Consider the following 24,308-nt stretch of genomic DNA (forward strand, 5'->3'; position numbering starts at 1 on the left):
GAAAGATAGGAATATGAAACAAATCTGCATCATTTTAGCGCATCCTTACGAGAGAAGTCTAAATGCGGCTATTGCGAACGTAGCAGCAGAAAAACTGCAAAATAGCGGCTACGAGGTTAAATTTCATGATCTATATAAAGAGAAATTTAACCCAATCCTTAACGACGCTGAGCTCGTGAGCGACGAAAGCGACGACGAGCTGTTAAAAGTGCATCAAAAAGACATCGCAAACGCCCATGGTATCGTGATCGTCCATCCGAACTGGTGGGGCGAGCCGCCAGCCATCCTCAAGGGCTGGATTGACCGCGTGCTAAGGCAGAGAGTAGCCTACGATTTTGCGCCGGGCGATAACGGCGGTGGGCTTCCGATAGGGCTTTTAAAGGCTAAAGTCGCCGTAGTTTTCAACACCTCCAACACCCCCGAGGCCAGAGAAAACGAGATATTTGGCGATCCGCTGGAAAGAATTTGGAAAAACTGCATTTTTGATTTTTGCGGCGTGAAAACCTTTGAGCGGCTGATGTTTAGAGTGGTCGCAGATAGCGACGAAGCTGAGCGAAAGGTCTGGTTAGAGCAGGTAGCGCAGACGCTGGATAGGTACTTTCCGAAGCAGATTAATTTGCTTTAAATTTGAAAATTCGCTGCTAGCAAAATCCGCGCGGCGTAGAATTTTGATTGCCTATTTTAAACAAATGTGCGCAAAAATTTTGTACGTGTATTCGGTGCAAAATTTATGAATTTAGGAGGCAATTATGCTTAGATTAATCGCTGCGATGGCGATTTTAGCGGCTCTCATATACTTCGTGATGGGAGGCGGCGGCAAAAAGACGATCAAGGATTACAAAAATTTCAGCCGCGAGGAGCTAGAGACTTTATGCCTCGAAAAGAACGATAAAATCGCCTGCCAGCGTATCGCCGTGGACTATATCAAAGAAAATAAACCGAAAAAATGATCTAAATTTGCGAGGCTAATTTTGCGGTTTCGTTCAAACAGCGCGCAGCTAAATTTCTGGCCCGGTCCAAACGCTGCGCGGATAAATTTGCCCGCAAAGCACGGCCGAAATGCCGATTTGATAGGTACCGAGCACCGCGCAAATAGCGTAAATTTAAGCAACAGCAAGGATTGGCATGCGCGCTGATAAAACCGCTAGCACAAATTAAAAGCAATAAATCGTGCTGTGTTCTTACGCGCAGACGGAAGGAGCGACGGATGAAAATTTTATGGCAAAGTAAGCTTCAAAACAGGCTTCGAGATATCGGCGAAAATATCCTGATAAAGGGCGATCGCGCATTTTACGTAGGCGATAACGACGAACAAAAGCAGATGAAGCTTAGAAAATTCTCGCTCGAAAGCGGCGAGCAGCTAGCAGGCGCGCCTTTCCGCGATTTTACCCGTGCCGCGACCTTTGACGATGACGGCCGCACGCTCGTAGTTTTGGGCTTTATTGACACGATTTATAAATTTAACGCCGCGGATCTCGCGCTCATCTCAAAGCATAAAAAGGGCGTGCTAAAATACGGCAATTTTATCGCGCTAAGTAGCAAGGGCGGCGATAAAAAGGCTATTACGGCGACTGACGATACGCTTTTTATTTACGATTTTGAGACGCAGACGGGCACGCGAAAGCGATTAAGGAGCTGCGCGGCGATTTTTAAGCAAGATGAGCTAAATTTCTTGATTTTTACGCGCTCGGGTCAAATTTACGGCTTAAATTTGAGCAGTTGCGAGCTTAAAATCATCGCTAAAGCTTGCCCTATGACGCAGGCGCAGCGCGCAAGCGGCGGATATTGCATTCGCGCGGGCGAGGCTGGCGAAAACGGCGAAATAGAGGGTGCTAACGAGCTTGTTTTTACGGACGCAAATTTTAACGTTAAATTCCGTGTGAAGCTGGACTTTGATTTCGATAGATTCGAGCTTGCGGCGGATGGACCAGACGGCTGGCGCGGATACTTTATAAACGAGCTGAATGAGCTGAAGGTTCTTGATCTGCGTAGCGAGGCGGGCGGCTTCGAGCACGGCAAAACGGGCGACCTCGAGAGCGGCGAGCACGACGGCTCGGGCAAATTTGCGCACGATAAAGCCGAGGAATTTAGATGTGACGAAGCGGACGAATTTAATTGCAGCGGCTCGGATAAATTTACACGGAACGAGACGAGCAAATCCGGATGCGAAGCGATGGATAAATTTAAACAAAATGAGCCCGCCCGATATCTCGCGACAAAGCCTGTTTTGACGCATCAATTTAAACAAAAGGGCGCGAGAATTTTAGGCGTCGTTACGGCTGCTTCTTGCCAGGCTGCGAGCGCAAAATACGAAGCGGAGCAAAAGGGCGCATTTGCCGAGCAAAATTTAATGCCCGAAGGCGGCCGTGGTATCGAAAACCGTGAATATTCACTCCTCGCTCCCAGTAAAAATGAAAAACGCAGGCATCGCACGCCCGAGCGCGCCCTCGATCTCGTACTAGTCGATAACGCTTACGACGAGGACGCGGATCAAATTTTAACCTGCTATGAGATCTAAGCCATTGTCCAAGCACACCCATATTCCTGATTTAAAATTTGCAGCCGTGATTTCACGCCTTTAATTAAGGCGGGTTTGTTAAAAATTTTGCAAAAATTTTATATAGAATTCTACTAAGACGCGGAAATACCCGTTTAAAAATTCTACGACATGCAGGCGAGACCGCTGCAAAGCGTCGCGGCTAGCGATGAGTACAGCGCGACGGCAAGGACAAATCTTAACGCCCTAAGTGCGAGCAAATTTAAAGCGCAATCTCAAAGAGGTACGCGCGAAATTTTATCCCTAGCAGCGGGTTAAATTTCATGACTCGCGCACCCGTGCCCTATCAAATTTAAAATTTCAAATCCGCGGCGAAATTTCGTGATATGACGGCAAAGCGTCGCGGGTCGGCGATTTGTACGGCGCGACCGCGCCCTTTTCGCCGCTATCAGCACTTGACGTTTTTTGCCTTGCTATCTTGCATCGCGCGGAAAAATTCCGCCCTGCTTAGCGGGACTTCGTCAGGATGGGCGCTTCTGAAATGGCGCAGATAGCCCTCGTAATCGCCGAGCCCGATGAGCGGCGCAAGCGCGGCATCCGCGCGCGCCAAAAACCTCGCCACGGCCTTCGGGGCTGCGAGCGGGTTAAATTTAAACTTTTTCATAAACGCCCCTATCTATGTGCTCGCTTTCTGCCAGTTTGAAATACCCCTCGTTCGCGCCGCCCTTTGAAATTTTAAGGCACATTCGGATCGTTTGGGCGATGACGATGATCGTAACGACGACGAAAAGAGCACATAGCACGGCGTCGATGACGTTATTTCTGATGATAGCCTGCGCCTTTTCGATCGCGGCGGGATCGCTCAGGCTAGCGAGCTTGGCGGCGGTATTTTGCGCGATGGCCACGTGGCTTACTGCGTCGTGCACGCGCTCGCCGTTAGCCGGCATTAACTTTAAGATCGCCGCATAAAGCGTGGTTATAAGCACCCAAATCGCAGGAGTGATCGTAACGAAGGCGTATTTTTGCTTGCCCATTTTAAAAAGCACCACCGTCGCAAGCAGCAGCGCGATGCCCGCGAGCATCTGATTGGACGCGCCGAAAAGCGGCCACAGCGTGTAAATTCCGCCCATAGGATCGGTAACGCCGCTGTAGAGCAGATATCCCCAGCCCGCCACGCAGATCACCGTCGCGATGATGCCGTAGAGGGAATTTTTAGTATCGGAGAATGGCTTATAGACGTTGCCTAAAATTTCTTGCACCATAAAGCGCCCCGTGCGCGTGCCTGCATCGACTGCGGTCAGAATAAACAGCGCTTCAAACAGAATCGCGAAATGGTACCAAAACGCCATCAGCTCCTTGCCGCCGATGATCTGATGCAGCAGCATCGTTAGCCCCATCGCAAAGGTAGGAGCGCCGCCCGTACGGCTCATCATCGTGGTTTCGCCGACGTTTGAAGCCAAGGCGCCGATCTGCTCGGGCGTAATGCTAAATCCGATAGAATTTATATACGCCGCGGCGCTTACCGCGTCTTTGCCGAGTACCGCGGCTGGCGAGTTGATAGCGAAATATTCGCCCGGGCTTAGGATGCACGCCGCTACGAGCGCCATTACGCCCACAAGGCTCTCCATAAGCATCGAGCCGTAGCCGATGAAAAGAGTGTGGGTTTCGCGCTCGACCATCTTAGGTGTCGTACCGCTGGAGATCAGCGCGTGAAAGCCCGAGATCGCGCCGCATGCAATCGTGATAAACAAAAACGGAAATATCGAGCCTGCAAAAATGGGACCCGTGCCGTCGATAAATTTCGTCGTAGCGGGCATTTTAAGCTCGGGCGCGACAAAGATTATCGCGACTGCCATGCCGATGATGACGCCGAGCTTAAGGAAGGTACTTAGATAATCGCGCGGCGCAAGCAGCAGCCACACAGGCAAGATCGCCGCGATAAAGCCGTAGCCGATCGTAAGAAGCGCGAGCGTCTCGCCCTTTAGCGAAAAAACGTCGTGCCAGTACGGATCGATCGAGACGTAATGCCCACCCCAAAGCGCAAGCATCAGCAAAACAAAGCCGATGATCGATGCCTCGCTGACCTTGCCCGGGCGCAAAAACCTCATGTAAATTCCCATAAATATAGCGATCGGTATCGTCATCGCGATCGTAAAAAGCCCCCACGGCGAGTTCGCAAGCGCCTTTACGACAACCATCGCCAAAATCGCCACGATGATCAGCATGATGAAAAAAATCCCGATCATCGCGATGCCGCCCGTGAGCTTGCCCATCTCGTCTTTTATCATCTCGCCGAGGCTCTTGCCACCGCGTCGCGTAGAGAGCACGAGCACGATGAAATCATGCACCGCGCCTGCGAGCACGACGCCTACCAAAAGCCAAATAGTGCCGGGCAGATAGCCCATCTGTGCGGCCACTACGGGACCTACGAGCGGTCCTGCGCCTGCGATAGCGGCGAAATGGTGGCCAAAAAGGACGTATTTATTCGTAGGGACGTAATCTCGCCCGTCGTTTCGGATCACCGCAGGAGTTGCGCGGCGATCGTTCAGCTCGAATACGCGATACGCGATAAAGCGCCCGTAGAAGGTGTATCCGATCAGATAGATGCACGCGCTGGCCACTACGAGCCAGACGGCGCTGATGCTCTCGCCTTTATTTAGCGCAAGTACGCCGAAACACCACGCCCCTATGACGGCGACCGCCGCCCAAAGGATCTTTTGCCAAAATTTCATACTCACTCCTTAAAGCTTAGCGAGCGGCTTTGGCGCAGTTTGCCGTTTAACAAAACGGTTTGCGCCTTTAAAGCGGGACTCGTTAAATAAATTTAGTGCGTATTTTATCGGCGTTTTTATAATTTAAAGCTGAATCGCGAAATTAAAAAGAGCTCTTTCGGCGTTTAAATTTAGCGCCTAAATTTTGAATTTCAAATTTAAATAGACGGCTTGGCGACGCACAAAATTTTAACATTTAATCGCCCAAATTTAACCTCGCAGCTTTTAGCCATCACGGAATTTATCGCGATTTAAGAAATCAAGCGATAAAATCCCATGATAACGATTTTAATTTCTTAATAAAAATCGCGAATACTTTTAGGAGGAAATTTATGCCGGATCAAGTGTGCGGCTATGTACTTTTTCGCGCTGATATCAAAAGCTACGCAAACCGTAAAAACAACGATGCGAGCCGCGAGAATTTCATAAATTCCGCGCGCATAAATTCCTGGCACCGCTTAAATTTTAAAAATATCCGCCGCGACGAAAATTGCGCGTATAGTTCGCCTGGTGGGCTATGAGCTTTAAATTTTATCTCTTTCTAATCGCAGCTTTCGTCTTGCTTGCTTTAGTAGCCGTAAGTAGCGGCGGGGCGAACATTTCGCTGGGCGACGTCGCGAAATTTTTTACCTTCGGCGAGATAGACGAGACCAAGCAGCTCATCTTGCTGCAAATGCGCCTACCGCGCCTAGTAATGGGTATTTTAGTGGGCGCGCTGCTGGCAACTTCGGGCGTGGTAGTGCAAAGCGTATTTTTAAACCCGCTTGCAGATCCTTACATCATCGGCATTGCCTCGGCGGCGACCTTCGGCGCGGTCATAGCCTATCTGCTGGGGCTTAGCGACGTTTTTTACGGAATTTTTGCGTTTTTAAGCGCAAGCGCGCTGTCACTCGTGATCTTTAAGCTCGCAGCCCACACCCGCTCGATCTCGACTTTGCTGATCGTAGGTATCGCCGTATCGTCGTTTTTGGGCGCATTTACCTCTTTCGCGGTCTATCTCATCGGAGAGGACAGCTTTAGAATTACGGCGTGGATGATGGGCTATCTAGGCGGCGCAAATTGGCAAAAGATCGCGCTTTTGCTGCTGCCGCTGCTGTTTTGCATGGCGTATTTTTACGCGAAGCGTCACGAGCTAAATATCATCTTAAACGGCGACGAGGAGGCGAAGTCACTGGGGCTCAACGTCGAGAAGTCCAAAAAAAGCCTGCTCATCGTCTCCTCGCTCATCATCGGCTTTTCGGTCGCGTTTACGGGGATGATAGGCTTCGTGGGGCTCATCATCCCGCATACCTTGCGTATGGCGCTTCGCACGTCTAGCAACGCCGTGCTGATCCCTGCTAGTGCGCTTACGGGAGGACTTTTTCTTTTGTTTTGCGACGTCATAGCCAAAAACATCCTATCGCCGGTAGAAATTCCGATCGGCGTGGTGACCTCCTTTTTCGGCGCGCCCTTTTTTCTATACCTCGCATTTAGGAAGCATGCATGAAAATTTCGGCGCTAAACTTCAGCTACGGCAAGCGGGCGATCCTGCAAGACGTATGTCTGAATTTAGAACGGGGTAAATTTTACGGGATTTTGGGCCCTAACGGCTGCGGCAAGAGCACTTTGTTAAAAAATATCTTGCAAATTTTAAAGCCTGCAAGCGGGATCATCGAAATAAACGGCAGAAGAGCGAGCGAATACGGCCTTAAAGAGCTTGCGGCGCTCATCGGCTTCGTACCACAAAAAACGGCTCTCGCCGCGCCGCTTAGCGTGAAAGAAATTTTGCTTGCGGGCAGATTTTGCCGATTAAAAAGCGCCTTTAGCGGCTACGATGCGAGCGATCACGCTAAAGTGGAACAAATGGCAGAGCTTTTGGACGTGAAAAAATTCCTAGAGCGTAGCGCATTTGAGCTAAGCGGCGGGGAGTTCGGACGCGTGCTGCTTGCTAGAGCGCTCGTCAGCGAGCCTGAAATTTTACTGCTCGATGAGCCCACGGGCGCGCTAGATATGAACTACGCCATCGAGGCGATGAGCATCTGCGAAAACCTGACGCGCTCTTTAAATTTAACGAGCGTCATCGTGCTGCACGATCTAAATTTAGCCTCGCTGTTTTGCGATGAAATTTTTATGCTAAAAGACGGCGCAGTGAGATATCGCGGTAGTGCGAGCGAGCTTTTTACGCCGCAGATCATAAAAGAAATTTACGGCTTTGAAGCCTTAATAGTAGAAGAAAACGGGGTAAAGTTTATACTACCCAAAAAGGAGAAATTATGAAAAAAATTCTTATAGCTTTGACTGCGGCGAGCTTTGTATTCGCCAAAGGTCTAGTCGTACTTGATCCCGCCGCGGTCGAGATCATCTACGCTTTAGGCGCGCAGGATCAGATCGCTGCGATTGCCACCACTTCGATGAGCAAGATCCGCCCGCAGGCTGAAACCGCGAAACTACCCAGCGTAGGCACTTACGTCAAGCCGAATATGGAAAAGATCGTCGAGCTTAAGCCCGATCTGGTTATCACGAGCTTCCACTCCGCAGGCGTTAGCGAGGATCTGAAAAAGCTAGGACTTAAGAGCCTTGCGATGGATGCAAACTCCACCGCAGACATCTGCCAAAACGTAAAGAAGGTCGCGGCGATCGTAAAAAAAGAGAGCGAGGCGGATAAAATTTGCGCTCAGATGGATGGAATTTTTGCAGACAAACCCGCTCTTCGCGGCAAAAAAGTGGCGCTATTTTTCGGCTCAAACGCCACTATGGCCTTTAACGACAAAACTCTAGTAGGCGACATTTTCGCTCGCCTAGGCGCCAAAAACATCGCAGACGGCCTAAAGGGCAGCACGCCTTCAGTATCTGCAGAATACATCTTGGAGCAAAACCCCGATATAATCGTCGTCGTAGGCGGCGAGACGGAGGATTTTTTAAAGGCAAATCCGATCCTTAGCAACACCAAAGCGGTAAAATCGGGCAAAATTTTAAAGGCCCCGACGCTCATCTTGCGCGGAAGCCCACAGATCGGCGAGACGGTGGATGAAATTTACGCGGAGGCAACGAAATAGATGTTTAAAGAACGCATTAAATCCCACCATCGCTCCAAACTCTTCGAGAGCGTCTCCGCGAGCGAAAACGAGCTGTTCAATGCGCTGGAGCAGCCCGCGAAAGACAGCGATTGCGTGATCTATCTGCACGTGCCGTTTTGCGACAACATCTGCTCGTTTTGTTCGATGATGCGCTCCAAACTCGGCGACGAGCTGGACGAATACGCTAAATTTTTGATCCGCCAGATCAAAGACTACGGCGAGATGCCCTACTTCGACACCAAAAAGATCAAGAGCATATACTTCGGCGGTGGCACGCCGAGCGTCTTTAGCGAGACGCACTTCGAAAAGGTTCTAGGCGCGCTGCATAAAAATTTCAAGATCGCAGAGGACTGCGAGATCAGCATAGAAACTACGCTGCATAATCTAGATACGCAAAAAGCGCTCGCTCTGCAAAGCTTCGGCGTAAATCGCTTTAGCATCGGTGTGCAGACCTTCAGCAGACAGGGGCGTGCGCTTCTAAACCGCGTGCATAAGCCCGCTCGCGCAATCGAGCGACTAAAGGATCTTAGAGAAAAATTTGACGGCATGCTCTGCTGCGACATCATCTACAACTTCCCGAACGAAAGCGTGGAGGAAGCGATCGCAGACGCGCGCTACGTAAATGAGCTAGGTCTAGATAGCGCCAGCTTTTACTCGCTGATGTTTTTCGAAGGCTCGGAGCTATCCAAAAAGATCGACACCTCCTACTACGATCTGCCGACTGATAAAAAGCTGCACCATGCCTTTGCAGAGGCGCTACTGCAAAGCGGGAATTTCGAGGTTTTGGAGCTTACCAAACTTGCTCGAAAAGGTCGCGATAACTACGGCTACATCAAGCTAAGCCACAAGGGCACGGATATCCTGCCTATCGGCAACGGCGCGGGCGGACACGTAGCGGGCTTCGGAATTTACGGCGTGTCGGGGCACAAGATGATCTCGCGAATCGATGAGCGCGAAGCAAAATACGGCGTGCTAAGCAATTTATTTCAATACCCGATCGTAAGCTTAAACGCGCTAAAAGACGGCCTAAGCGCGAGCGTTTATGACGAAGCGCTGCAGAAACTAAAGGAATTTGAGAGCTGGGGGCTTTTGGAGCTTAAGGATGAAAAATCGGTCTTGAACTTGGACGGAATTTTTTGGGGCAACAACATCAACGAAGAGATGGCAAACATCATTAGAAAGGACTTTGTATGAAAAAAATCGTGCTTTACACCTCGCAAACGGGTAACACGAAAAAAGTGGGCGACGCGATCGCCGAGCAACTAGGCTGCGAGAGCCTAAATTTCCGCGACTTTGAAGGCGAGATCGATGACTACGACTTTATAGCCTTGGGCTTTTACGTCGATAAGGGCGAGGCCGAGGCGAAATTTACGCGCTTTTTACGCAAGATTCACGGCAAAAAGCTTGGCGTTTTTATGACTCTGGGCGCGGAGCCGGACGGCGAGCATTCGCGCAAGTGCCTAGATAGCTTTGAAGAGGGGCTTAAAGCAAACGGCAACGAGATCGTAAGGGAGTTTGCCTGCCAGGGCGCGATCGATCCGAATCTACTTGAAACGATGCGCAAAATGGCGGCCGGCGGCAACTCGCCCCACCCTATCACCCCCGAGCGACTTGCGCGCTGGGCGGAGGCTGCGAAACACCCGGACGAGAAGGATCTGGCGGACGCAAAAGCAGCATTTACGGGGATAGAATAAATTTTAATTGCGTTGCGCCGCCTAAATACTGCGCGATGCGAACAAAATCAAATCATTAACCGTCCCCTCCCGCGATTTACACGATTTAAAATTTTATCTTTGCTAAATTTGAACGACAAATTTCATTCCTACAAGCAAATTTGCCGCCACGGGCACCGGTCTTTCTTTGGAATTTAGATGATAAATTTTATCTCACGCACAACATATCAAATAAGCCGCCGACCTTGCGCCGCTAATGCGCGCTCTGAACGCGAAAAGCGCTTTTGTAAGCAACCGCGAGCGCTACCGTCATCCAATACACCGCCCGTCGCCTTACGGCGGCCTGAGCGCAAAAAATCCGCTTCTGCGAACAAGTAGGCTGCGAGCGCTGCAGTCGCGATCATAGGCTACCCCTGTCGTCACGTGCCGTAGGCGCCGCTATCAGACGTCCGCCGCCGCCGCGCGATACCCATCCACCGCTACTAACCGCCCGCACGACAACCCGTCGCCGCTCATCGCCCTGCCGCTTTGTCGCTGTACCGAATCAAAACCGAATCGCTAAATTTTAAATTCTACAAAAGTCTCATCGCACATAAATTTTAATTCGGCAAATGCGCAAAATTTAGGTAAAATTCCACCCAAACGCTTTGACGGTCAAAATTTAAAGGGGCGAAAATGACGAATTTCGAGTACGCTAGTCGCATTAACGAGACTGCTGGGCTAGATCTTGATTTAGATTGCGAAGAGATCGATCTGCAGGATAAGCTTTACGGGCTTTTTCAGTGCTTCATGCCTGACGGTGCGGGCGCGCGGGCGGTGTTTGCGCCGCTGCAAAACGGCGCTGAGCTACAAGCGCGCATAATGCCGATCTACGCAGTCACGGCGCAACAGACGCGGGAGGCGTTCGATCAAGGCGTGGCGCCCGGGTATTTTTGCCCGCCGCAGGATCCGAAATTTAACGACGAAGCGCTTAAAAGCCTAGCTTTAGCATACGTTCGAAATTTAAAAATTTTTGCCGAGTTTATCGGCGATGACGGACTTTTAGAGATGCTTGGCGAAATAAAATCCGCTCGCGTGCAGGAAGGTTTTGATCTCGCGCATAACAAAGACGAGCTTGCGCACGCCGTCTATGAGACGATCACGGAGTGGATGATAGATACGCCTAAGCTCGATGCAAAGCTATGGGTGCTCGGCGAGGCGTACTATTCGATTAACTGCGACTACCTGCTACCTGCGTACTTGCAGTATCCAAACTACGCGCAAAGGCCGCGGGAGGACTTTTTGAAGCCCTACTTCGAGCTGTATCTAGCGGGACGGCAGATCACGTTTGAGCGCGACGAGGTCGTGGCTTTCACGCGCTAAATTTACGCAGGCAAGGAAGCGAATGAACGCTCGTAAGCATTTAAAATTTAAACTTTTTAAACAATAAAGTGAGCTACGCCCACAAATGGCTGAAATTTAAGCTCAGCAACTATGAGCGCAAATGTTTATCGCATATCCAAAAAATCTGCCTCCTAATCAAGCAATCTAGTAGGTTTCTGCGCGTCGCGTAAAATCGCTTAAAATAATTTCTGCTTTGCGTAGCCGCTGCTTTCAGTACCTTACTGGAGCAAAATCTCAACACATCGTTGATGTTTGGATAATTGAATTTCTTCCATCACCCTGCTGCCATCACTTCGTTTGTGGCGCTCGAGAATTCACTCTCGCCAACGCTTGCTAGTTAGAATTTATCTAAATTTTAAAGAGGAATTTTGACGCAGAATTTTATGGAATTTCGCTACCGCAAATCTCGCAAGCAATAAAATTCTATCGATTTACGCTCTTAAATTTACTCAAATCGCCGCCTGTTTTATAAAATTCTTCAGCGTCGATCATAGTACCGTCAGGCAGCTTACAAACGGTGTAGTCCACGCCATTGCCGTCTTTGCGGACGATCAGCTCGCCGCCGTTTTTGATACAAAAATCCCCAGCAGCGCTAGCCTCTGCGCTCACCGAAGCGCAAGCGCCCACCACAAGCGCTACTGCAAAAAATCTCTTAAAACTCATTTAAATCCTTTCGTTTAATTTTGCCCGTTTTTAGGGTTAAGCTTAAATTTAGACGCCAGATACGCTAAACCTGCGCCTAAATAAATAAACCGCCGACCCTCCTCGAACACCGATAATAGCGTTTTAGATGTTAAATCCTACCTAATAAATCCCAGCAGCACCAAGTCTGCTTGCCGCTGCAAAATCAAAGCAATCAAACTTCATCCAATGCAAAATTTTAACATCATAAAATCTCATCTTCAATAAAATTCTAGCGACGAAATCTAAGCCGAATCAAAGCTATTTCTCCCGTAAAATACCAGCTATAAAAGCTAGGGCTATGGCAAACACTAGCTCAGCGGCAAGGCAAGCGCAGATCCTAAACAATCTTGTCTATAAGCGCGAGCTGCGCTCAAACCCTCTAAATTTAACCGCCGCTAGCCGTTTTTGCGCGCAAACTCGCTCATAAAAGCGACTAGTTTTTCCACGTCCTCGTAGTTTATCGCGTTGTAGATCGAGGCGCGGATGCCGCCTAAAACGCGGTGTCCTTTAAGCCCGATCATCCCCGCTACCTCCGCCTGCGCGACGAAAACCGGCTCAAGCGCGGCATCTGCGATATTAAAGCTCACGTTCATCAGGCTGCGGCTCTCCTTTTGCGCGTGGCCGCGGTAGAAGCCGCCGCTAGCATCGATCGCGCCGTAGAGTAGCGCTGCCTTGCGCTTGTTGCGCTCATGCATTGCCGCGAGCCCGCCGATTTCGTCCTTGATCCAGCCGAGCATTAAATTTAGCATGTAAATTCCGAAAGTGTTTGGGGTGTTGCTCATCGAGTCCGCGTCCGCCTGCGTCTTGTAGCGCAGAATCATCGGCGTTTTGGGGTTTGCGCGGTCCAGCAGATCCTTGCGGATCGCCACCATCGTGACGCCCGCAGGGCCGCCGTTTTTCTGAATGCCGCCGTAAAACATCCCTACGCTGCTAAGATCCACGGGGCGCGAAAACAGATCGCTCGAGCTATCGACTACGAGCGGGCAGCCGCACTGCGGCAGCTGCGGATATTGCGTGCCGTAGATCGTGTTGTTCGAGCAGATGTAGCCGTAATCGGCGCCGTCAGAGAATTTAACCTCGGGGATGCGATCGAATTTGCTCTCCTCGCTGCTTGCGACCACGCGGTAGTTTATGCCGAGCACGCCCGCTTCCTTGATCGCTTTGCTTGTCCAGTTACCCGTGTTGGCGTATTCTGCGATGCCGCCTGCGTATAGGTTCATCGGCACCTGTGCGAACTGAAGGCTCGCGCCGCCTTGTAAAAACAAAATCGTAAAATCGTCCGAAAAGCCATAGAGATCGCGTACGCGGTCCATCGCGCTATGCAAAACTTCCTCAAAAATTTTAGTGCGGTGCGAGATCTCCATTATCGAAAATCCGCGCCCCGCGTAGTTTAGTAGCTCCTCTTGCGCCTGCTTTAGCACGCCCAGCGGGATGGTGCTTGGGCCCGCGCTAAAATTTATTACTCTATCCATTTTGCCTCCTTTAGATGATTTTTGCGTTTTTGCTGAGCTGCTGCGAGCAAAGGACGAACTCGTCGCCCGCGGCAAGCTCGCCCAAGCTCACCGTTTTGCCGCCCTTTTGGATTTGAACGAGGTCTTTGGTGATCTCAAAAAATTTCGCCTTTTGCGCCAAAAGCTCATCCTTAGCGCTTAGCGTATGCTCTGCGGCACTTAGTTTGGAGCCGATGAAATTTTTAAATTTAAGCTCGAAATTTAAAAGCTTTGCAAGCGAGCCTGAAATTTTTGGCTCGACCGATTTTGATCTAAGCTCTAAAGCTGCGATGCTCAGCACGCTTTGTGCGGATGAAATTTTATCTTTTATCAGCCTATCAAGTGCGTCGCTTACGCCGTCTAGGCTCTGAAAGATCGCGCAAATATCGGGCAGCAGATCGATCATCGCGGCGGTGGGCGTGAGGCTTCGGTGATCGGCTACGAAATCGCTGATACTAGAATCGATCTCGTGCCCGACCGCCGAGATGACGGGCGTTTTGGCTGCGTAGATCGCGCGAGCCAAGGCCTCGTCATTGAAGCACCACAGATCTTCGCGCGAGCCGCCGCCGCGAGCGATGACGATCGCATCGTAGCCCTTCTCGTCGGCTGCACGCAGCGCGCTTATGATCGAAGCAGGCGCGCCCTCGCCTTGCACTAGCGCGTTATACAGATCGATCTTACAAAGTGCGAAGCGGTCCTGTGCCGTGCGAAGCATATCCGCCTGCGCCGCGGAGCCCGCGCTCGTGATGATCGCGATGCTTTGGGCAAATTTCGGAAGCTGTTTTTTATGCGCGGCATCAAAAAGTCCCTCTTTGCTAAGCCTTTCTTTTAGCGCGGCAAACGCGGCCTCCAGTTCGCCCTCGCCGCTTTTGCGGATATTTGAGACCTGGATCTGATACGCGCCCGTGGGAGCGTATAGCGAGACCTTGCCGCTTACGATGAGCTTATCGCCGACGGCGGGGATAAAATTTATCCGCGCGGCGTTAAATTTAAACATCGCGCAATCGATCGCCGCGCTTGCGTCTTTGATCGTAAAATACCAGTGCCCGCTCGTGCTTTGAATTCTAAACTTAGATATCTCGCCCTCAACCTCGACGAAGCTAAAACTCGTCTCCAAAAGCGCCTTGGCTTGGGCGTTTAGCTCGCTTACGCTAAGCATCGTCGCTCTTCCGCGCGATTTTCTCAGCTATGAAAAGCGTGCTGACGTCGAAGCTGAAGCCCTTTTGCACGCGCAGCTCAAAGCCCGCGTTTTTGAGCTTTTCGCTAAAGCTCGCGGCGTCTAGGAAGCTACCGATGGAGCTTGGCAGATACTCGTAGGCTTCTTTGTTTTTCGAGATAAAGGCGCCAATTTTGGGTAAAATTTTACTTACGTAAAAATCTCTGATTTTAAATGCGAGCCCGCCGCTTGCGGCTTTGGTAAATTCCAAAACTACGAGCGAGCCGCCGGGTTTGATGACGCGGTTAAACTCCGCAAGCGCCGCGTCCAGCTCCACGACGTTTCTTATGCCGTAGCTGATGCTTAAAATATCCACGCTTGCATCATCTAGCGTCGTGGCGCCCGCGGTTGCCTTGATAAACTCGCAGCTAGGAAATTTTTGCCTTGCTACTTCGAGCATTCCCTCGCTCGGATCGATCCCCACGATCCGCTCGATCTGCACGCCGTGCTGCGTCGCGCCATCGCGCCACGAGCTTATCATATCGCCCGTGCCGCACGCGACGTCGGCGATACTCACGAGCTTTCCCTTAAGCTTTTCAAGCGTCAGCTCGACCGCTTTTTTGCGCCACGAAACGTCCACGCCGAAGCTGATGGCGCGGTTTGCCAGATCGTAGGTAGGCGCGATCTCATCGAACATCTTTATGATTTTTTCCTGTTTTTGCACGGGCTTTCCTTATTCGTATGCTTTGATTTTGCGCAGCGATCTTTTCAGAGCGCGCAAAAGAGGCTCTTTTTCATTTAAAATTTTTTCCTCCAGCTCGGCGCGGCGGTCGTTTAAGCGGGCGTCCAGAGCCAGCAGGTACGCAAACGCGACGCCGCTTTTATCGCTTGCTTTTTGATAGATCGCGATAAAATTTTGCCACACACTGATATCTTGCAGCGCGCCGAAATCCTCGCAGGCGGCCTTAGCGCGCTTAAACAGTTCCCTGACGCAGCCTTCATCAAAGCTTCTTGCAAAAATTTCAAGCGCGTATCGTAGCCTCTTTAGCCCTATACGCGCGTCGTGAAATGCCTGCAGCGATGAACCTTGCTTTAAATTTTTTAGCTCCGCGCGCAAGCTTTTAATCAACTTGCAAAGGCGGGCGGAGGCGAACTTTTTTGAAATTTTTTCATATTCGCTGCGTGCGTAGATGCCGTCCGCGCCGTTTAAAAAGCCGCTAATAGCGCCGCTTAAATCTGTAAATTCCGCGCTAGAGAGAAATTCTAAAATTTTATCCTCCGAGCGCTTTGCGATAAGATTTAGCTGCTGCAAAAAGCTCACAGGCGCGTCGTCGGCTTTTAAAAACTCCGCAAAAACGTGAAGGTCTCGCAGCTGATTGGTGCGGCTCATAAATTCTGCGAGCAGTTTTAAAATTTCATCCTTTTTTTCAGCTTCGAAAAGCGGCGCGGATAGTTTCAAAACGGCTCTAAATTTACGGATCTGCACGCGCAGCTCGTGAAGCGCTTCGGGGGCTAGGCTTTTTTGATACTCGCTTTTTGCGCCGCACGCCCTCGTCCATGCTAGCTCAAGCGCCAAACGCGCGAGCTTGACGCTGTCCGCATAGGGCGGCGCGAGAAATTTAACTCGGCTAAATTTTTCAAAAACGCTGCGGGCGTGCGCGAAATCAAGCGAGCGCGGCGGGATGCCGTAGCGCGCCAGATAGCGGCTTTTGTAGCGGTAATCGTCGGTGATCTCGCAAAAATCGGTGCTGCCGAAGGTTTTTGTAAAATCAAAATTTGCGCTCGCCGCCTCGCTTTGAAATTTCGCTCGTAAAATCACGAGCGTACTTAGCTCGCCGCCGTAAAGCTCTAGCCAAAACTCCGCCTCGTCGTTAGCAAAGCCGTAGCGGCTCTTTTGCACGACGCGGGCGATCCTGCTTTTTAAAGCCTCTTTGAAATCATCTTTTGAAATTTTAAAATTTAGAGTTTGTCTGTCGAGATCCTCTTTTTTGTGATGCAAAGAGCATTCGTCGTTTTGGCGGATGTAGTAAATTTCGGGATAGAACGAAGTATAAAACCAAGCGATCTTTACCTTGCGACATTTCAACCCCGCACGCTCTAGCGTCCGCAGAATCGAATCGTCGCTCAATAAAAATTTACGCTTAGTTTGCATACCCGCTCCAAAAATAAAGTGGGTAATAATAGCAGAAAATTCTTTAAACTATCTACACTTTTCGCAGTCTTCGACCGTAGCCGTGATATTTAGCTTGCGGATGAAATTGCCCGCTTTGCGCTCGATGTTTTTCAAAACGTCCTTATTAAAGGCATCGTCCATGAAAAGATCCGTGACATTGCCGCATTTTTCGCATACGACGTGAATGTGCGGCATCTGATAAATGTCGTAGCGGCTCTTTTTATTCGGTGCGTTCACCTCGATCACGACCCCTTCGTCAAGTAGGGTGTTTAAATTTTTATAAACCGTCGCCAGTGAAATGGATGGATAGTCCTCTTTGATCCCCTCATACAGGTCATCTATGCTTGGATGCTCGTGGCGATCGAGCACCTTTAGGATACACAATCTTTGCGGAGTTGCTTTCAAACCGCAGGTTTTGAGTAGTTCTACGTGGCTCATTTTTGTCCTTCAAAAAATTTTAAAGTGATATTATCAAATTTTACTTTAAACAAAGTTGATATTAACTAATACTTTTTATCACTTAATATTCGCTCGGTTAGAGTTTGGATATCCAAGCCCAAGCTGCGCTCCACGTCGGCGGTCTTGCCGTGCGGTAAAAACATATCGCCAAACTCGAAACTTACGATCTTTACGTCCGAAATTTCATTTTCTTGCAAAAATGCGCTTAAAATTTCACCGACGCCGCCCTTTTTGGCATTGTCGCTAAAGACGTACCAAATTTTATCTTTGCGAGCCAAATTTTGCAAAAACTCGGCGTCCAAAGGCTTTGCAAAGACTAGATCCACGACGTCCGCTTCAATCTGCCCCTCTAGCGCCTCAGCCGTTTTATACGCTCTGCCCGCTCCGTTTCCGTAGCCGATGAGCGCCACTCGCGCGCTATCGCTGCGCTTCAGAAACACCGATTTTGCAAGCTCTACTGCAGGTGCGCTGGTCTCGTCGCAACCCAAGATAAAGCTTCCGCGCGGATAGCGGATCGCTAAAACCCCCTCGTGCGTGTAGGAGTACTCGATGATCCGTTTAAAGCTCGCCTCGTCTCGCGGCGCGCACATACTGACGTTTGGAATCGCGTTTAAGAAACTCACGTCAAAGACCCCCTCGTGCGTCTCGCCGTCCTCGCCCACGATGCCCGCGCGATCCATCGCAAGGACTAAGCTTAAGTTCATAATCGCCGCGTCATGGACGATCTGATCGAAAGAGCGCTGCATGAAGGTCGAATATATCGTAACGTACGGCTTAAAGCCTTCGCGCGCCATCGCAGCCATCGAGCTTAGCGCGTGAGGTTCGGCGATTGCTACGTCCCAGAAGCGGTGGGGAAATTTCTCGATCAGCTTATCCATGCCGGTGCCGCTTGGCATCGCGGCAGTAACGCCTACGACGTTTTCATGCTTGGCGGCTAAGCTTAAAAGCGCCTCGGCGTAAATTTGCGTGGCACTTTTGGCGGCAGATTTTTTCTTAAATTCTCCGCTTTGAATATCGAAAGGCCCTACGCCGTGCCAGCTCTCCAAATAGCCCTCGGCCTTGTCGTAGCCTTTGCCTTTGATCGTTTGAGCGTGCACGACGACCGGCTTGCGCGCGCTTTTTGCCGTCTTTAGCGCCGATATTAGATCCTCTAAATTATGCCCGTCCACGGGACCAATGTAATCAAGCCCAAGCTCCTCAAAATACATCCCCGGGATGATGAGCTTTAAGGAATTTTCAAAGCGCTTTGCCATATATGTCGCGCTTTGCGGAGCGTGGGATAGCAGCTCTCTTACGTGGGATTTAAATTTTTGATAGGTTTCGCCCGCCATCGCTTGGCTTAGGTATTTGCTAAAGGCGCCGATAGGCTTGCTGATGCTCATTTTATTATCGTTTAGGATGATGATGCAGGGCAGGCGTAGATCACCTAACTCGTTCATCGCCTCATAAGTCATGCCGCCGCTCATAGATCCGTCGCCGATGAGCACCACCGGCACGCGATTTTCGCGCTTTAGGCTTATCGCTTTTGCTGCGCCCACGGCTAAAGAGATCGACGTCGAGGCGTGCCCCGCCACGAAGTAGTCAAATTTACTCTCGCTAGGCTTTGTGTAGCCGCTGATACCGCCGAACTGCCTAAGCGAGCCGAACTCCTCCCAGCGGTCCGTTAGAAGCTTGTGCGCGTAGCTTTGATGGCTTACGTCGAAGATAAACGGATCGCTCGCGGCGTCGAATACGTAGTGCATCGCCACGATGAGCTCGACCGCGCCCATATTTGAGCTTAGATGGCCGCCGTTTTTGCTCACGACTTCGATGATGCGCGCTCTGATCTGCGTGCAAAGCTCCCGCAGCTCCTCCAGGCTTTTATTTTTAATATCCACTTAAAATTTCTCCCAAAGCGCCCAAGACGCGATCGTTTTGCCCCTGTGTGCCGATCGTGATGCGCACGGCGTTTAGCCCGTAGCTTTTTAAATTTCGAATGATGATGCCGCGGCGCAGAAGCTGCTCGCAAAGCTCGCTGCTATCTATCGGCGGGCTAAGTTTAAACGTGATGAAATTTGCGTAGCTAGGGATAAATTCCAAATTTCGCTCGCGCGCAAAATCTTCAAAGCGGCTCATCTGCGCGGCGTTGTTTTGCAGGCTCTTTTGCACGAAAGCTTCGTCTTTTAGCGCCGCAATCGCCGCTGCGAGGCTAAGCGTCGTGATATTAAAAGGCGGGCGCAGCTTATAAAGCGCGCTTATGATTTGCCGCAGCGCGATACCGTAGCCTACGCGCATACCGCCCAGGCCGTAGACCTTCGAGAAGGTGCCTAGATAGAGCACGTTTTTAAAATTTTGAATTAAAAATTTCGGATCGAGCTTTTTGCGCTCATCTTTAAACGCCGCAAATTCGTTGTACGCGGCATCGATCACCAAAAGCGTGTTCTCATCCACGCTTCGAGCGAACTCATACACAGCCTCCGCATCCAAGCACTCGCCTAGCGGGTTGTTCGGCACGCACAAAAAGATGACCGAAATTTCATCCCTGTGCGCGTTATAAATTTTTAAAAGCTCAGCTAGATCGTGCTCCTGCGCGCTCGTTTTGTAAACTTTAGCCTCGCAGTGGCTTGCGTAGATGCCGTACATTGCAAAGGTAACGCCCGCTTGCAGTATCGCGCGGCGCGAATTGAGCTTGGCGTGCAGCGCAAACTCGATGATCTGATCGCTACCCGCGCCGATGATGATATTTTGTGGCTCTACGCCGAATTTCGAGGCGAGCGCGTCCTTTAGCTCATACATCGAATCATCGGGGTAAAGATGCGCACAGGCGGCGTTTTGCACGATCGCCTCCTGCACCGCCTCGCTAGTGCCGAAGGGATTTTCGTTGCTGGCAAGCTTTAGCACGTCCTGCTTGCGGATACCAAACTCCCGCACCACAAGCTCGATCGGCTTGCCCGCTTCGTAATTGCTTAGATTTTCTACGAATTCATTAAATTTCATCACTCCCCTCCGTTTATATAGCTTCCCAGCCATGTGATTTCGTGGCCGTTTTTCTGCGCGTTTTGCAGCACACGCGCCACGCGCTCGTCGTCGATGTGCCCCTCAAAATCGACATAAAAGACGCATTTAAAATCCCTAAGCTTAACAGGGCGGCTTTCGAGTTTGGTTAAATTTATCCCCTCGTTGCGAAACATCTGCAAAAAGTCCACGAGCCCGCCCGGGCGATCGTCGGTTTTGGCTAGGATGCTCGTTTTGTTGCGGTCGCTCTTTTGGTTTTTAAAGTCGCTCAGCACGAAAAATCGCGTGCGATTGGCAGAGTTATCCTCGATCTTTTGAAACATCATCGGCACGCCGTAAAGATCGGCGGCGATCTTGGAGCAGATCGCGGCAGAGTGTGGCGTGGCAGCCGCCATCTGCGCCGCAAGCGCGGTAGATTTGGTCGCGGTAAATTTAACGCCGCTAAGGCCGTGATCGTCTAGAAATTTAAGGCACTGATTGTATCCTTGCGGATGCGAGAATATCTGATCCACTGTGCTTACGTCGTCGCAGTGGCTCGCAAAGCAGTGGTGGATATCCATATAAATTTCGGCGACGATCTTGACGCCCTCGTATTTTCGCAAGCAATCAAGCGTCGCTCCCACCGCGCCTTCGGTGTTGTTTTCGATCGGCACGACGCCGTATTTGGCCTCGCCGCTATCAAGCTCCTTAAAGACCGCCTCGATGTTTGAGAGCGGCAGGTAGGAGCTTACCGCGCCGAAGCGGCTCTTGGCGGCTTGGTGCGAATAGGTGCCGAAAGGCCCCAAAAACGCGACTATCTGGGGCTTTTCTAAATTTCGCGAAACCGAGAAAATTTCAAAAAATATCGCCTCGATCGCCTCTTTGCTTAGATTTCGCGCCTTTCCGCCGTCCAGCCTGCTGATGATCGAGCGCTCGCGCTCCGGGCGGTAGATTGCGCTGCCCGCGGTCTGCTTCAGCTCGCCGATCTTTTTGACAAACCCCATACGCTCGTCGATAAGGCGCAAAATTTCATCATCCAGCCTATCGATACAAACGCGCAGATCATCGATGTTTTGCATCGTAGCCCTCCTTTTGCTCGCCCTCAAATTTCGGCGCAAATTTTAGAAATTTCACGCCGCTTCTTTTGCCGCACGCTTTGAAATTTTGACCTCGCGAACTTAAAATTTCATCGCTTAGTACAGCTACGCCGCAACTTCCGCGCGCCAAAAAGGCGCGATAAAATTCGTCGCAGCGGGATCTGAGATTTAAAGGGGCGCGGTTAAAATTTAAAATAGAGCTTCGTTTTACCGTAAAATTTAGAGGCGCATTTTGTTTGGATCTGAAATTTAAAGCAGGGACGCATTTAGGCTCGGAATTTAAAGCGGCGGTGCGTTTAAAATTTAAGACCGCGCTTGCTGCGGCATTGAAATTTAAAGCCGCAGCGCGCTCGGATTTGAAATTTAAAATTGCGCCACGTTTTAGACGGCTCGCCGCGCGGATCATACGAAATCCTTTTCGAGCGCGATTAGCTCATCAAAGCTCTCGCGCTTTCTAATCAGGCGATCCTGTCCGTCGTAAACCGCGATCTCGGCGGCGCGGGGGCGGGTGTTGTAGTTGCTCGACATCGAAAACCCGTAGGCGCCGGCGCTTTTGATCGCGAGCAGATCGCCGCTTTGCAGGCTAGGAAGGCTAACGCCTTTGGCCAAAAAATCGCCGCTTTCGCATATCGGACCCACGACGTCGCAGAGGCTTAAGCTCTGGGCAGAGCTTTGCGGCGCAGAATTATCCACGGCAGAGCTTAGATTAGGGGAATTCTGTAGCGCGAAATTTCCTTGCAAGCTTTGTGAAACGCCGTTTTGCGGCGTGGAATTCTGCGGTGCGAAATCCTCTGAAGCGGACTTAGCCTCGATGCCGAAAGCTTTGCTATACGTGGAATTCTGCGCCGTAAAATTCTCGGCTAAATCTTGCGTAATGCCGCTTTGCTGAGAGGAATTTCGTGCCGTAGAATTCTCGGTGTCGTTTTGGCTCGCGCAGCTTTCGCAGGCGAAATTCTGCTCGCTTACAAGCTCGATTTTATGGTGCGCGCCGTAGAGGCTCGGGCGTATGAGATCGTTCATCGCGCCGTCAACGATGACGAAGCGCTTGCCGCAGTTTTGTTTTTCGTAAAGCACACGGGTAAGGAGGACGCCCGAAGCTCCTGCTATGAAGCGTCCGGGCTCGCACACGATCGTGACATCTAGACCGCTTAGGCTCTTTAGAATTCCTTGCGCGTAGTCGTAGAGTACGATCTGCTTTTCATCCTCGTAGCGGATGCCGATGCCGCCGCCCACGTCGAAAAATTTTATATCGATCTCAAGGGCTCGCAGTTCGCGCAACAGATCGCTTACGATCTTTGCGGCGTCGCAAATCGGCGAAATGTCTGTAAGCTGGCTGCCGATGTGAAAGTGAATACCGACGGGGTTTAAAAATTTGCTCTTTTTGGCGTAGATATACATCTTGCGCGCGGTCTCGATGCTGACGCCGAATTTGTTCTCATTTAGCCCCGTGGAGATGTAGGGGTGGGTCTTAGCATCGACATTCGGATTTACGCGGATGCTGATGCGAGCGGGCTTATTTAGCTTTTGCGCGATCCGCTCCAGGCGCAGCATCTCGGCTTCGCTTTCTAAATTTATCAGCAAGATGTCCGACTCCAGCGCAAACTCGAGCTCGCTGTCTTGCTTACCGACGCCCGAGAATATGATCTTATAGCTCTTTGCGCCGATATACAGAGCGCGGCGCAGCTCGCCGATGCTGACGCAGTCAAAGCCACTACCCAGATCTGATAGAAATTTTAAAATGCTCAAATTCGAGCTTGCTTTAATCGCGAAGCAGACGAGCGACTTGCGCGCGGCAAAGGCCTCTTTGAGCGCTATAAAATTTTTTTGTATCTCGTTAAAATCGTAAACGTATAAGGGAGTGCCGTATTTGCGGGCTAAGCTTGAATAATCCATAGAATTTCCACCGATAAATTTTGCGCCATTCTAACAAATCAAGGCTTAACGATGCTTAAAAACCAAAAATGCTGCAAAGCCTAATAGCGCTGTTATGGGCAAGATAATGCCAAGTTCTGGGATGATGACGCCGTTGAGAGAAAACCTAATCAACACGAAAAGCACGCCCCAAGCGCATAGCGTAGCGATAAAAAATCCAAAGCTTAGTAGCGCGAGATTAAAAAATCGCCCCGTAACAGGCAGATAATAATACAGAACCAATACCGCCAAAGGTGCAAATAACGGAAAAAATATCATATTATAAAGACTTGCTTTTATAGTGGAGATATTCACGCCTTGATGCGAAAAGGTGCGGATCGAACGCAAAGCATCCCTGATCGAATATACATTACTCGTATCATAAACGCTTGCAATTGAGCTTGGATCAAAGCCCTTAAGCGCCTCGCTCTGCGCGCTAAACTCACTTCTTAATCCACTCCCTCCAAGCTTAAGCTGCGCTGGTAAAGTCGTGGTATTTACGTCGCGTAGATGCCAAATTTTACCTGCGTATTCGCCAGAGCTTGCGTTCGAGCGCGAAGCAACGGAGTTATCACCCATATCAAAGATCGTTATATCATTTGCGTTTTTACCGTTTAGAGCTTTGATGTAGATATATTTACCCTCAAATTTCAAAAACATATCTCCCCCCGTAGGCGATAAATCGGTTAAATTCTTTTGAAATTTTAGCGCGTATGCAAACGGGGTGGAATTTAAAGCTATAAAGCCTGCAGTAATCGCAAGTGCGATCAAAAATGGAGGGATTATCAGAGCATTTTTGCTAACTCCAAGCGCATAAAAGCTCACCAGCTCGTTGCTACGGATCATATTAAAGCCCATCAAAATAAGCGCAAAAATAAGACTTAGCGGCAGCGTGTAGCTAAGCGCGACTGCGGCCGTTAGGGCGATATATAAATCGAAGCATCCCGACTTTGCCGTACTGAGCGGGGATGACGCGATGACGCTT

24 protein-coding genes are annotated in these 24,308 nt (G+C 50.3%); 10 read left to right on the forward strand and 14 right to left on the reverse strand.

Going from position 1 to position 24,308, the window contains the following annotated elements:
• The first annotated feature begins 13 nt into the window (after window positions 1-13).
• The 3 genes from Q0460_RS08975 (at window position 14) to Q0460_RS08985 (ending at window position 2,518) form a co-directional block, all read left to right on the forward strand.
• Window positions 14-625 carry an NAD(P)H-dependent oxidoreductase gene (locus Q0460_RS08975; RefSeq protein ID WP_299086422.1) on the forward strand — a complete coding sequence of 204 codons (612 nt, stop codon included), beginning with the start codon at window positions 14-16 and terminating at the stop codon, window positions 623-625.
• Window positions 626-749: 124 nt separating this feature from the next.
• Window positions 750-950, forward strand: coding sequence for a hypothetical protein (locus Q0460_RS08980; protein ID WP_297882160.1), 201 nt, complete (start codon window positions 750-752; stop codon window positions 948-950).
• A 257-nt stretch (window positions 951-1,207) separates the two neighbouring features.
• On the forward strand, window positions 1,208-2,518 hold the full coding sequence (locus Q0460_RS08985; RefSeq protein ID WP_299086423.1) for a hypothetical protein: 1,311 nt from the start codon (window positions 1,208-1,210) through the stop codon (window positions 2,516-2,518).
• A 427-nt stretch (window positions 2,519-2,945) separates the two neighbouring features.
• Here the strand turns inward: Q0460_RS08985 and kcuS are convergent, their stop codons facing one another.
• Both kcuS and Q0460_RS08995 read right to left on the reverse strand, forming a co-directional pair.
• Window positions 2,946-3,161, reverse strand: coding sequence for a KCU-star family selenoprotein (gene kcuS / locus Q0460_RS08990; protein WP_295150910.1), 216 nt, complete (start codon window positions 3,159-3,161; stop codon window positions 2,946-2,948).
• Window positions 3,148-5,229, reverse strand: a complete 2,082-nt coding sequence (locus Q0460_RS08995) for a carbon starvation CstA family protein (RefSeq protein WP_299086424.1) — start codon at window positions 5,227-5,229, stop codon at window positions 3,148-3,150. Before Q0460_RS08995 ends, kcuS begins: the two co-directional genes overlap by 14 nt.
• A 371-nt stretch (window positions 5,230-5,600) precedes the next feature.
• Between Q0460_RS08995 and Q0460_RS09000 the strand changes: the two genes are divergently transcribed.
• The 7 genes from Q0460_RS09000 (at window position 5,601) to Q0460_RS09030 (ending at window position 11,359) form a co-directional block, all read left to right on the forward strand.
• On the forward strand, window positions 5,601-5,789 hold the full coding sequence (locus tag Q0460_RS09000; protein ID WP_299086425.1) for a hypothetical protein: 189 nt from the start codon (window positions 5,601-5,603) through the stop codon (window positions 5,787-5,789).
• The gene (locus tag Q0460_RS09005; RefSeq protein ID WP_299086426.1) at window positions 5,786-6,754 is read left to right on the forward strand and encodes an iron ABC transporter permease; all 969 of its coding nucleotides are present in this window, start codon (window positions 5,786-5,788) and stop codon (window positions 6,752-6,754) included. The genes Q0460_RS09000 and Q0460_RS09005 overlap by 4 nt, the downstream gene beginning before the upstream one ends.
• Entirely contained in the window at window positions 6,751-7,524 is a 774-nt protein-coding gene (locus tag Q0460_RS09010; RefSeq protein ID WP_299086427.1) for an ABC transporter ATP-binding protein, read from the forward strand. The genes Q0460_RS09005 and Q0460_RS09010 overlap by 4 nt, the downstream gene beginning before the upstream one ends.
• Complete coding sequence (locus Q0460_RS09015) at window positions 7,521-8,303, forward strand: ABC transporter substrate-binding protein (RefSeq protein WP_299086428.1); 783 nt, start codon at window positions 7,521-7,523, stop codon at window positions 8,301-8,303. The genes Q0460_RS09010 and Q0460_RS09015 overlap by 4 nt, the downstream gene beginning before the upstream one ends.
• Complete coding sequence (locus Q0460_RS09020) at window positions 8,304-9,518, forward strand: radical SAM protein (protein WP_299086429.1); 1,215 nt, start codon at window positions 8,304-8,306, stop codon at window positions 9,516-9,518. It abuts the gene before it with no gap.
• A complete protein-coding gene (locus Q0460_RS09025) occupies window positions 9,515-10,018 on the forward strand; it encodes a flavodoxin family protein (RefSeq protein WP_299086430.1) in 504 nt (167 codons plus the stop codon). Before Q0460_RS09020 ends, Q0460_RS09025 begins: the two co-directional genes overlap by 4 nt.
• A gap of 654 nt (window positions 10,019-10,672) precedes the next feature.
• Entirely contained in the window at window positions 10,673-11,359 is a 687-nt protein-coding gene (locus tag Q0460_RS09030) for a hypothetical protein (protein ID WP_299086431.1), read from the forward strand.
• 444 nt (window positions 11,360-11,803) lie between these two features.
• Here Q0460_RS09030 and Q0460_RS09035 read toward each other — a convergent pair whose 3' ends face one another.
• The 12 genes from Q0460_RS09035 to Q0460_RS09090 all read right to left on the reverse strand — a co-directional run.
• Window positions 11,804-12,043 carry a DUF333 domain-containing protein gene (locus tag Q0460_RS09035; RefSeq protein ID WP_298755831.1) on the reverse strand — a complete coding sequence of 80 codons (240 nt, stop codon included), beginning with the start codon at window positions 12,041-12,043 and terminating at the stop codon, window positions 11,804-11,806.
• 416 nt (window positions 12,044-12,459) lie between these two features.
• Complete coding sequence (serC, locus tag Q0460_RS09040) at window positions 12,460-13,536, reverse strand: 3-phosphoserine/phosphohydroxythreonine transaminase (RefSeq protein WP_299086432.1); 1,077 nt, start codon at window positions 13,534-13,536, stop codon at window positions 12,460-12,462.
• Between the two features lie 10 nt (window positions 13,537-13,546).
• Window positions 13,547-14,713, reverse strand: coding sequence for an exodeoxyribonuclease VII large subunit (xseA, locus tag Q0460_RS09045; RefSeq protein WP_299086433.1), 1,167 nt, complete (start codon window positions 14,711-14,713; stop codon window positions 13,547-13,549).
• Window positions 14,706-15,434, reverse strand: coding sequence for a bifunctional demethylmenaquinone methyltransferase/2-methoxy-6-polyprenyl-1,4-benzoquinol methylase UbiE (gene ubiE / locus Q0460_RS09050; protein ID WP_299086434.1), 729 nt, complete (start codon window positions 15,432-15,434; stop codon window positions 14,706-14,708). Before ubiE ends, xseA begins: the two co-directional genes overlap by 8 nt.
• 9 nt (window positions 15,435-15,443) lie before the next feature.
• Window positions 15,444-16,862, reverse strand: coding sequence for a CHAD domain-containing protein (locus Q0460_RS09055; RefSeq protein ID WP_299086435.1), 1,419 nt, complete (start codon window positions 16,860-16,862; stop codon window positions 15,444-15,446).
• 48 nt (window positions 16,863-16,910) lie between these two features.
• Window positions 16,911-17,321, reverse strand: coding sequence for a Fur family transcriptional regulator (locus tag Q0460_RS09060; RefSeq protein ID WP_299086436.1), 411 nt, complete (start codon window positions 17,319-17,321; stop codon window positions 16,911-16,913).
• A gap of 65 nt (window positions 17,322-17,386) precedes the next feature.
• Window positions 17,387-19,219, reverse strand: coding sequence for a 1-deoxy-D-xylulose-5-phosphate synthase (dxs, locus tag Q0460_RS09065; protein WP_299086437.1), 1,833 nt, complete (start codon window positions 19,217-19,219; stop codon window positions 17,387-17,389).
• A complete protein-coding gene (gene hisC / locus Q0460_RS09070; RefSeq protein WP_299086438.1) occupies window positions 19,209-20,318 on the reverse strand; it encodes a histidinol-phosphate transaminase in 1,110 nt (369 codons plus the stop codon). Before hisC ends, dxs begins: the two co-directional genes overlap by 11 nt.
• Window positions 20,318-21,394 carry a prephenate dehydratase gene (gene pheA / locus Q0460_RS09075; protein WP_005869547.1) on the reverse strand — a complete coding sequence of 359 codons (1,077 nt, stop codon included), beginning with the start codon at window positions 21,392-21,394 and terminating at the stop codon, window positions 20,318-20,320. Before pheA ends, hisC begins: the two co-directional genes overlap by 1 nt.
• Window positions 21,378-21,818, reverse strand: coding sequence for a hypothetical protein (locus Q0460_RS09080; protein ID WP_299086439.1), 441 nt, complete (start codon window positions 21,816-21,818; stop codon window positions 21,378-21,380). Before Q0460_RS09080 ends, pheA begins: the two co-directional genes overlap by 17 nt.
• A complete protein-coding gene (gene lysA / locus Q0460_RS09085; RefSeq protein WP_299086440.1) occupies window positions 21,815-23,305 on the reverse strand; it encodes a diaminopimelate decarboxylase in 1,491 nt (496 codons plus the stop codon). Before lysA ends, Q0460_RS09080 begins: the two co-directional genes overlap by 4 nt.
• Window positions 23,306-23,350: 45 nt before the next feature.
• The coding region (locus tag Q0460_RS09090; protein ID WP_299086441.1) for an LptF/LptG family permease at window positions 23,351-24,308 on the reverse strand (958 nt) is incomplete at its 5' end.

Origin of the sequence: uncultured Campylobacter sp. (genome assembly GCF_937980635.1) — a bacterium.
Lineage (GTDB): Bacteria > Campylobacterota > Campylobacteria > Campylobacterales > Campylobacteraceae > Campylobacter_B.

Coding starts and splice junctions, on each gene's coding strand:
- Q0460_RS08975 (WP_299086422.1), top strand. CDS start 14: ATGAAACAAATCTGCATCATTTTAGCGCATCCTTACGAGAGAAGTCTA.
- Q0460_RS08980 (WP_297882160.1), top strand. CDS start 750: ATGCTTAGATTAATCGCTGCGATGGCGATTTTAGCGGCTCTCATATAC.
- Q0460_RS08985 (WP_299086423.1), top strand. CDS start 1,208: ATGAAAATTTTATGGCAAAGTAAGCTTCAAAACAGGCTTCGAGATATC.
- kcuS (WP_295150910.1), bottom strand. CDS start 3,161: ATGAAAAAGTTTAAATTTAACCCGCTCGCAGCCCCGAAGGCCGTGGCG.
- Q0460_RS08995 (WP_299086424.1), bottom strand. CDS start 5,229: ATGAAATTTTGGCAAAAGATCCTTTGGGCGGCGGTCGCCGTCATAGGG.
- Q0460_RS09000 (WP_299086425.1), top strand. CDS start 5,601: ATGCCGGATCAAGTGTGCGGCTATGTACTTTTTCGCGCTGATATCAAA.
- Q0460_RS09005 (WP_299086426.1), top strand. CDS start 5,786: ATGAGCTTTAAATTTTATCTCTTTCTAATCGCAGCTTTCGTCTTGCTT.
- Q0460_RS09010 (WP_299086427.1), top strand. CDS start 6,751: ATGAAAATTTCGGCGCTAAACTTCAGCTACGGCAAGCGGGCGATCCTG.
- Q0460_RS09015 (WP_299086428.1), top strand. CDS start 7,521: ATGAAAAAAATTCTTATAGCTTTGACTGCGGCGAGCTTTGTATTCGCC.
- Q0460_RS09020 (WP_299086429.1), top strand. CDS start 8,304: ATGTTTAAAGAACGCATTAAATCCCACCATCGCTCCAAACTCTTCGAG.
- Q0460_RS09025 (WP_299086430.1), top strand. CDS start 9,515: ATGAAAAAAATCGTGCTTTACACCTCGCAAACGGGTAACACGAAAAAA.
- Q0460_RS09030 (WP_299086431.1), top strand. CDS start 10,673: ATGACGAATTTCGAGTACGCTAGTCGCATTAACGAGACTGCTGGGCTA.
- Q0460_RS09035 (WP_298755831.1), bottom strand. CDS start 12,043: ATGAGTTTTAAGAGATTTTTTGCAGTAGCGCTTGTGGTGGGCGCTTGC.
- serC (WP_299086432.1), bottom strand. CDS start 13,536: ATGGATAGAGTAATAAATTTTAGCGCGGGCCCAAGCACCATCCCGCTG.
- xseA (WP_299086433.1), bottom strand. CDS start 14,713: ATGCTTAGCGTAAGCGAGCTAAACGCCCAAGCCAAGGCGCTTTTGGAG.
- Q0460_RS09055 (WP_299086435.1), bottom strand. CDS start 16,862: ATGCAAACTAAGCGTAAATTTTTATTGAGCGACGATTCGATTCTGCGG.
- Q0460_RS09060 (WP_299086436.1), bottom strand. CDS start 17,321: ATGAGCCACGTAGAACTACTCAAAACCTGCGGTTTGAAAGCAACTCCG.
- hisC (WP_299086438.1), bottom strand. CDS start 20,318: ATGAAATTTAATGAATTCGTAGAAAATCTAAGCAATTACGAAGCGGGC.
- pheA (WP_005869547.1), bottom strand. CDS start 21,394: ATGCAAAACATCGATGATCTGCGCGTTTGTATCGATAGGCTGGATGAT.
- Q0460_RS09080 (WP_299086439.1), bottom strand. CDS start 21,818: ATGATCCGCGCGGCGAGCCGTCTAAAACGTGGCGCAATTTTAAATTTC.
- lysA (WP_299086440.1), bottom strand. CDS start 23,305: ATGGATTATTCAAGCTTAGCCCGCAAATACGGCACTCCCTTATACGTT.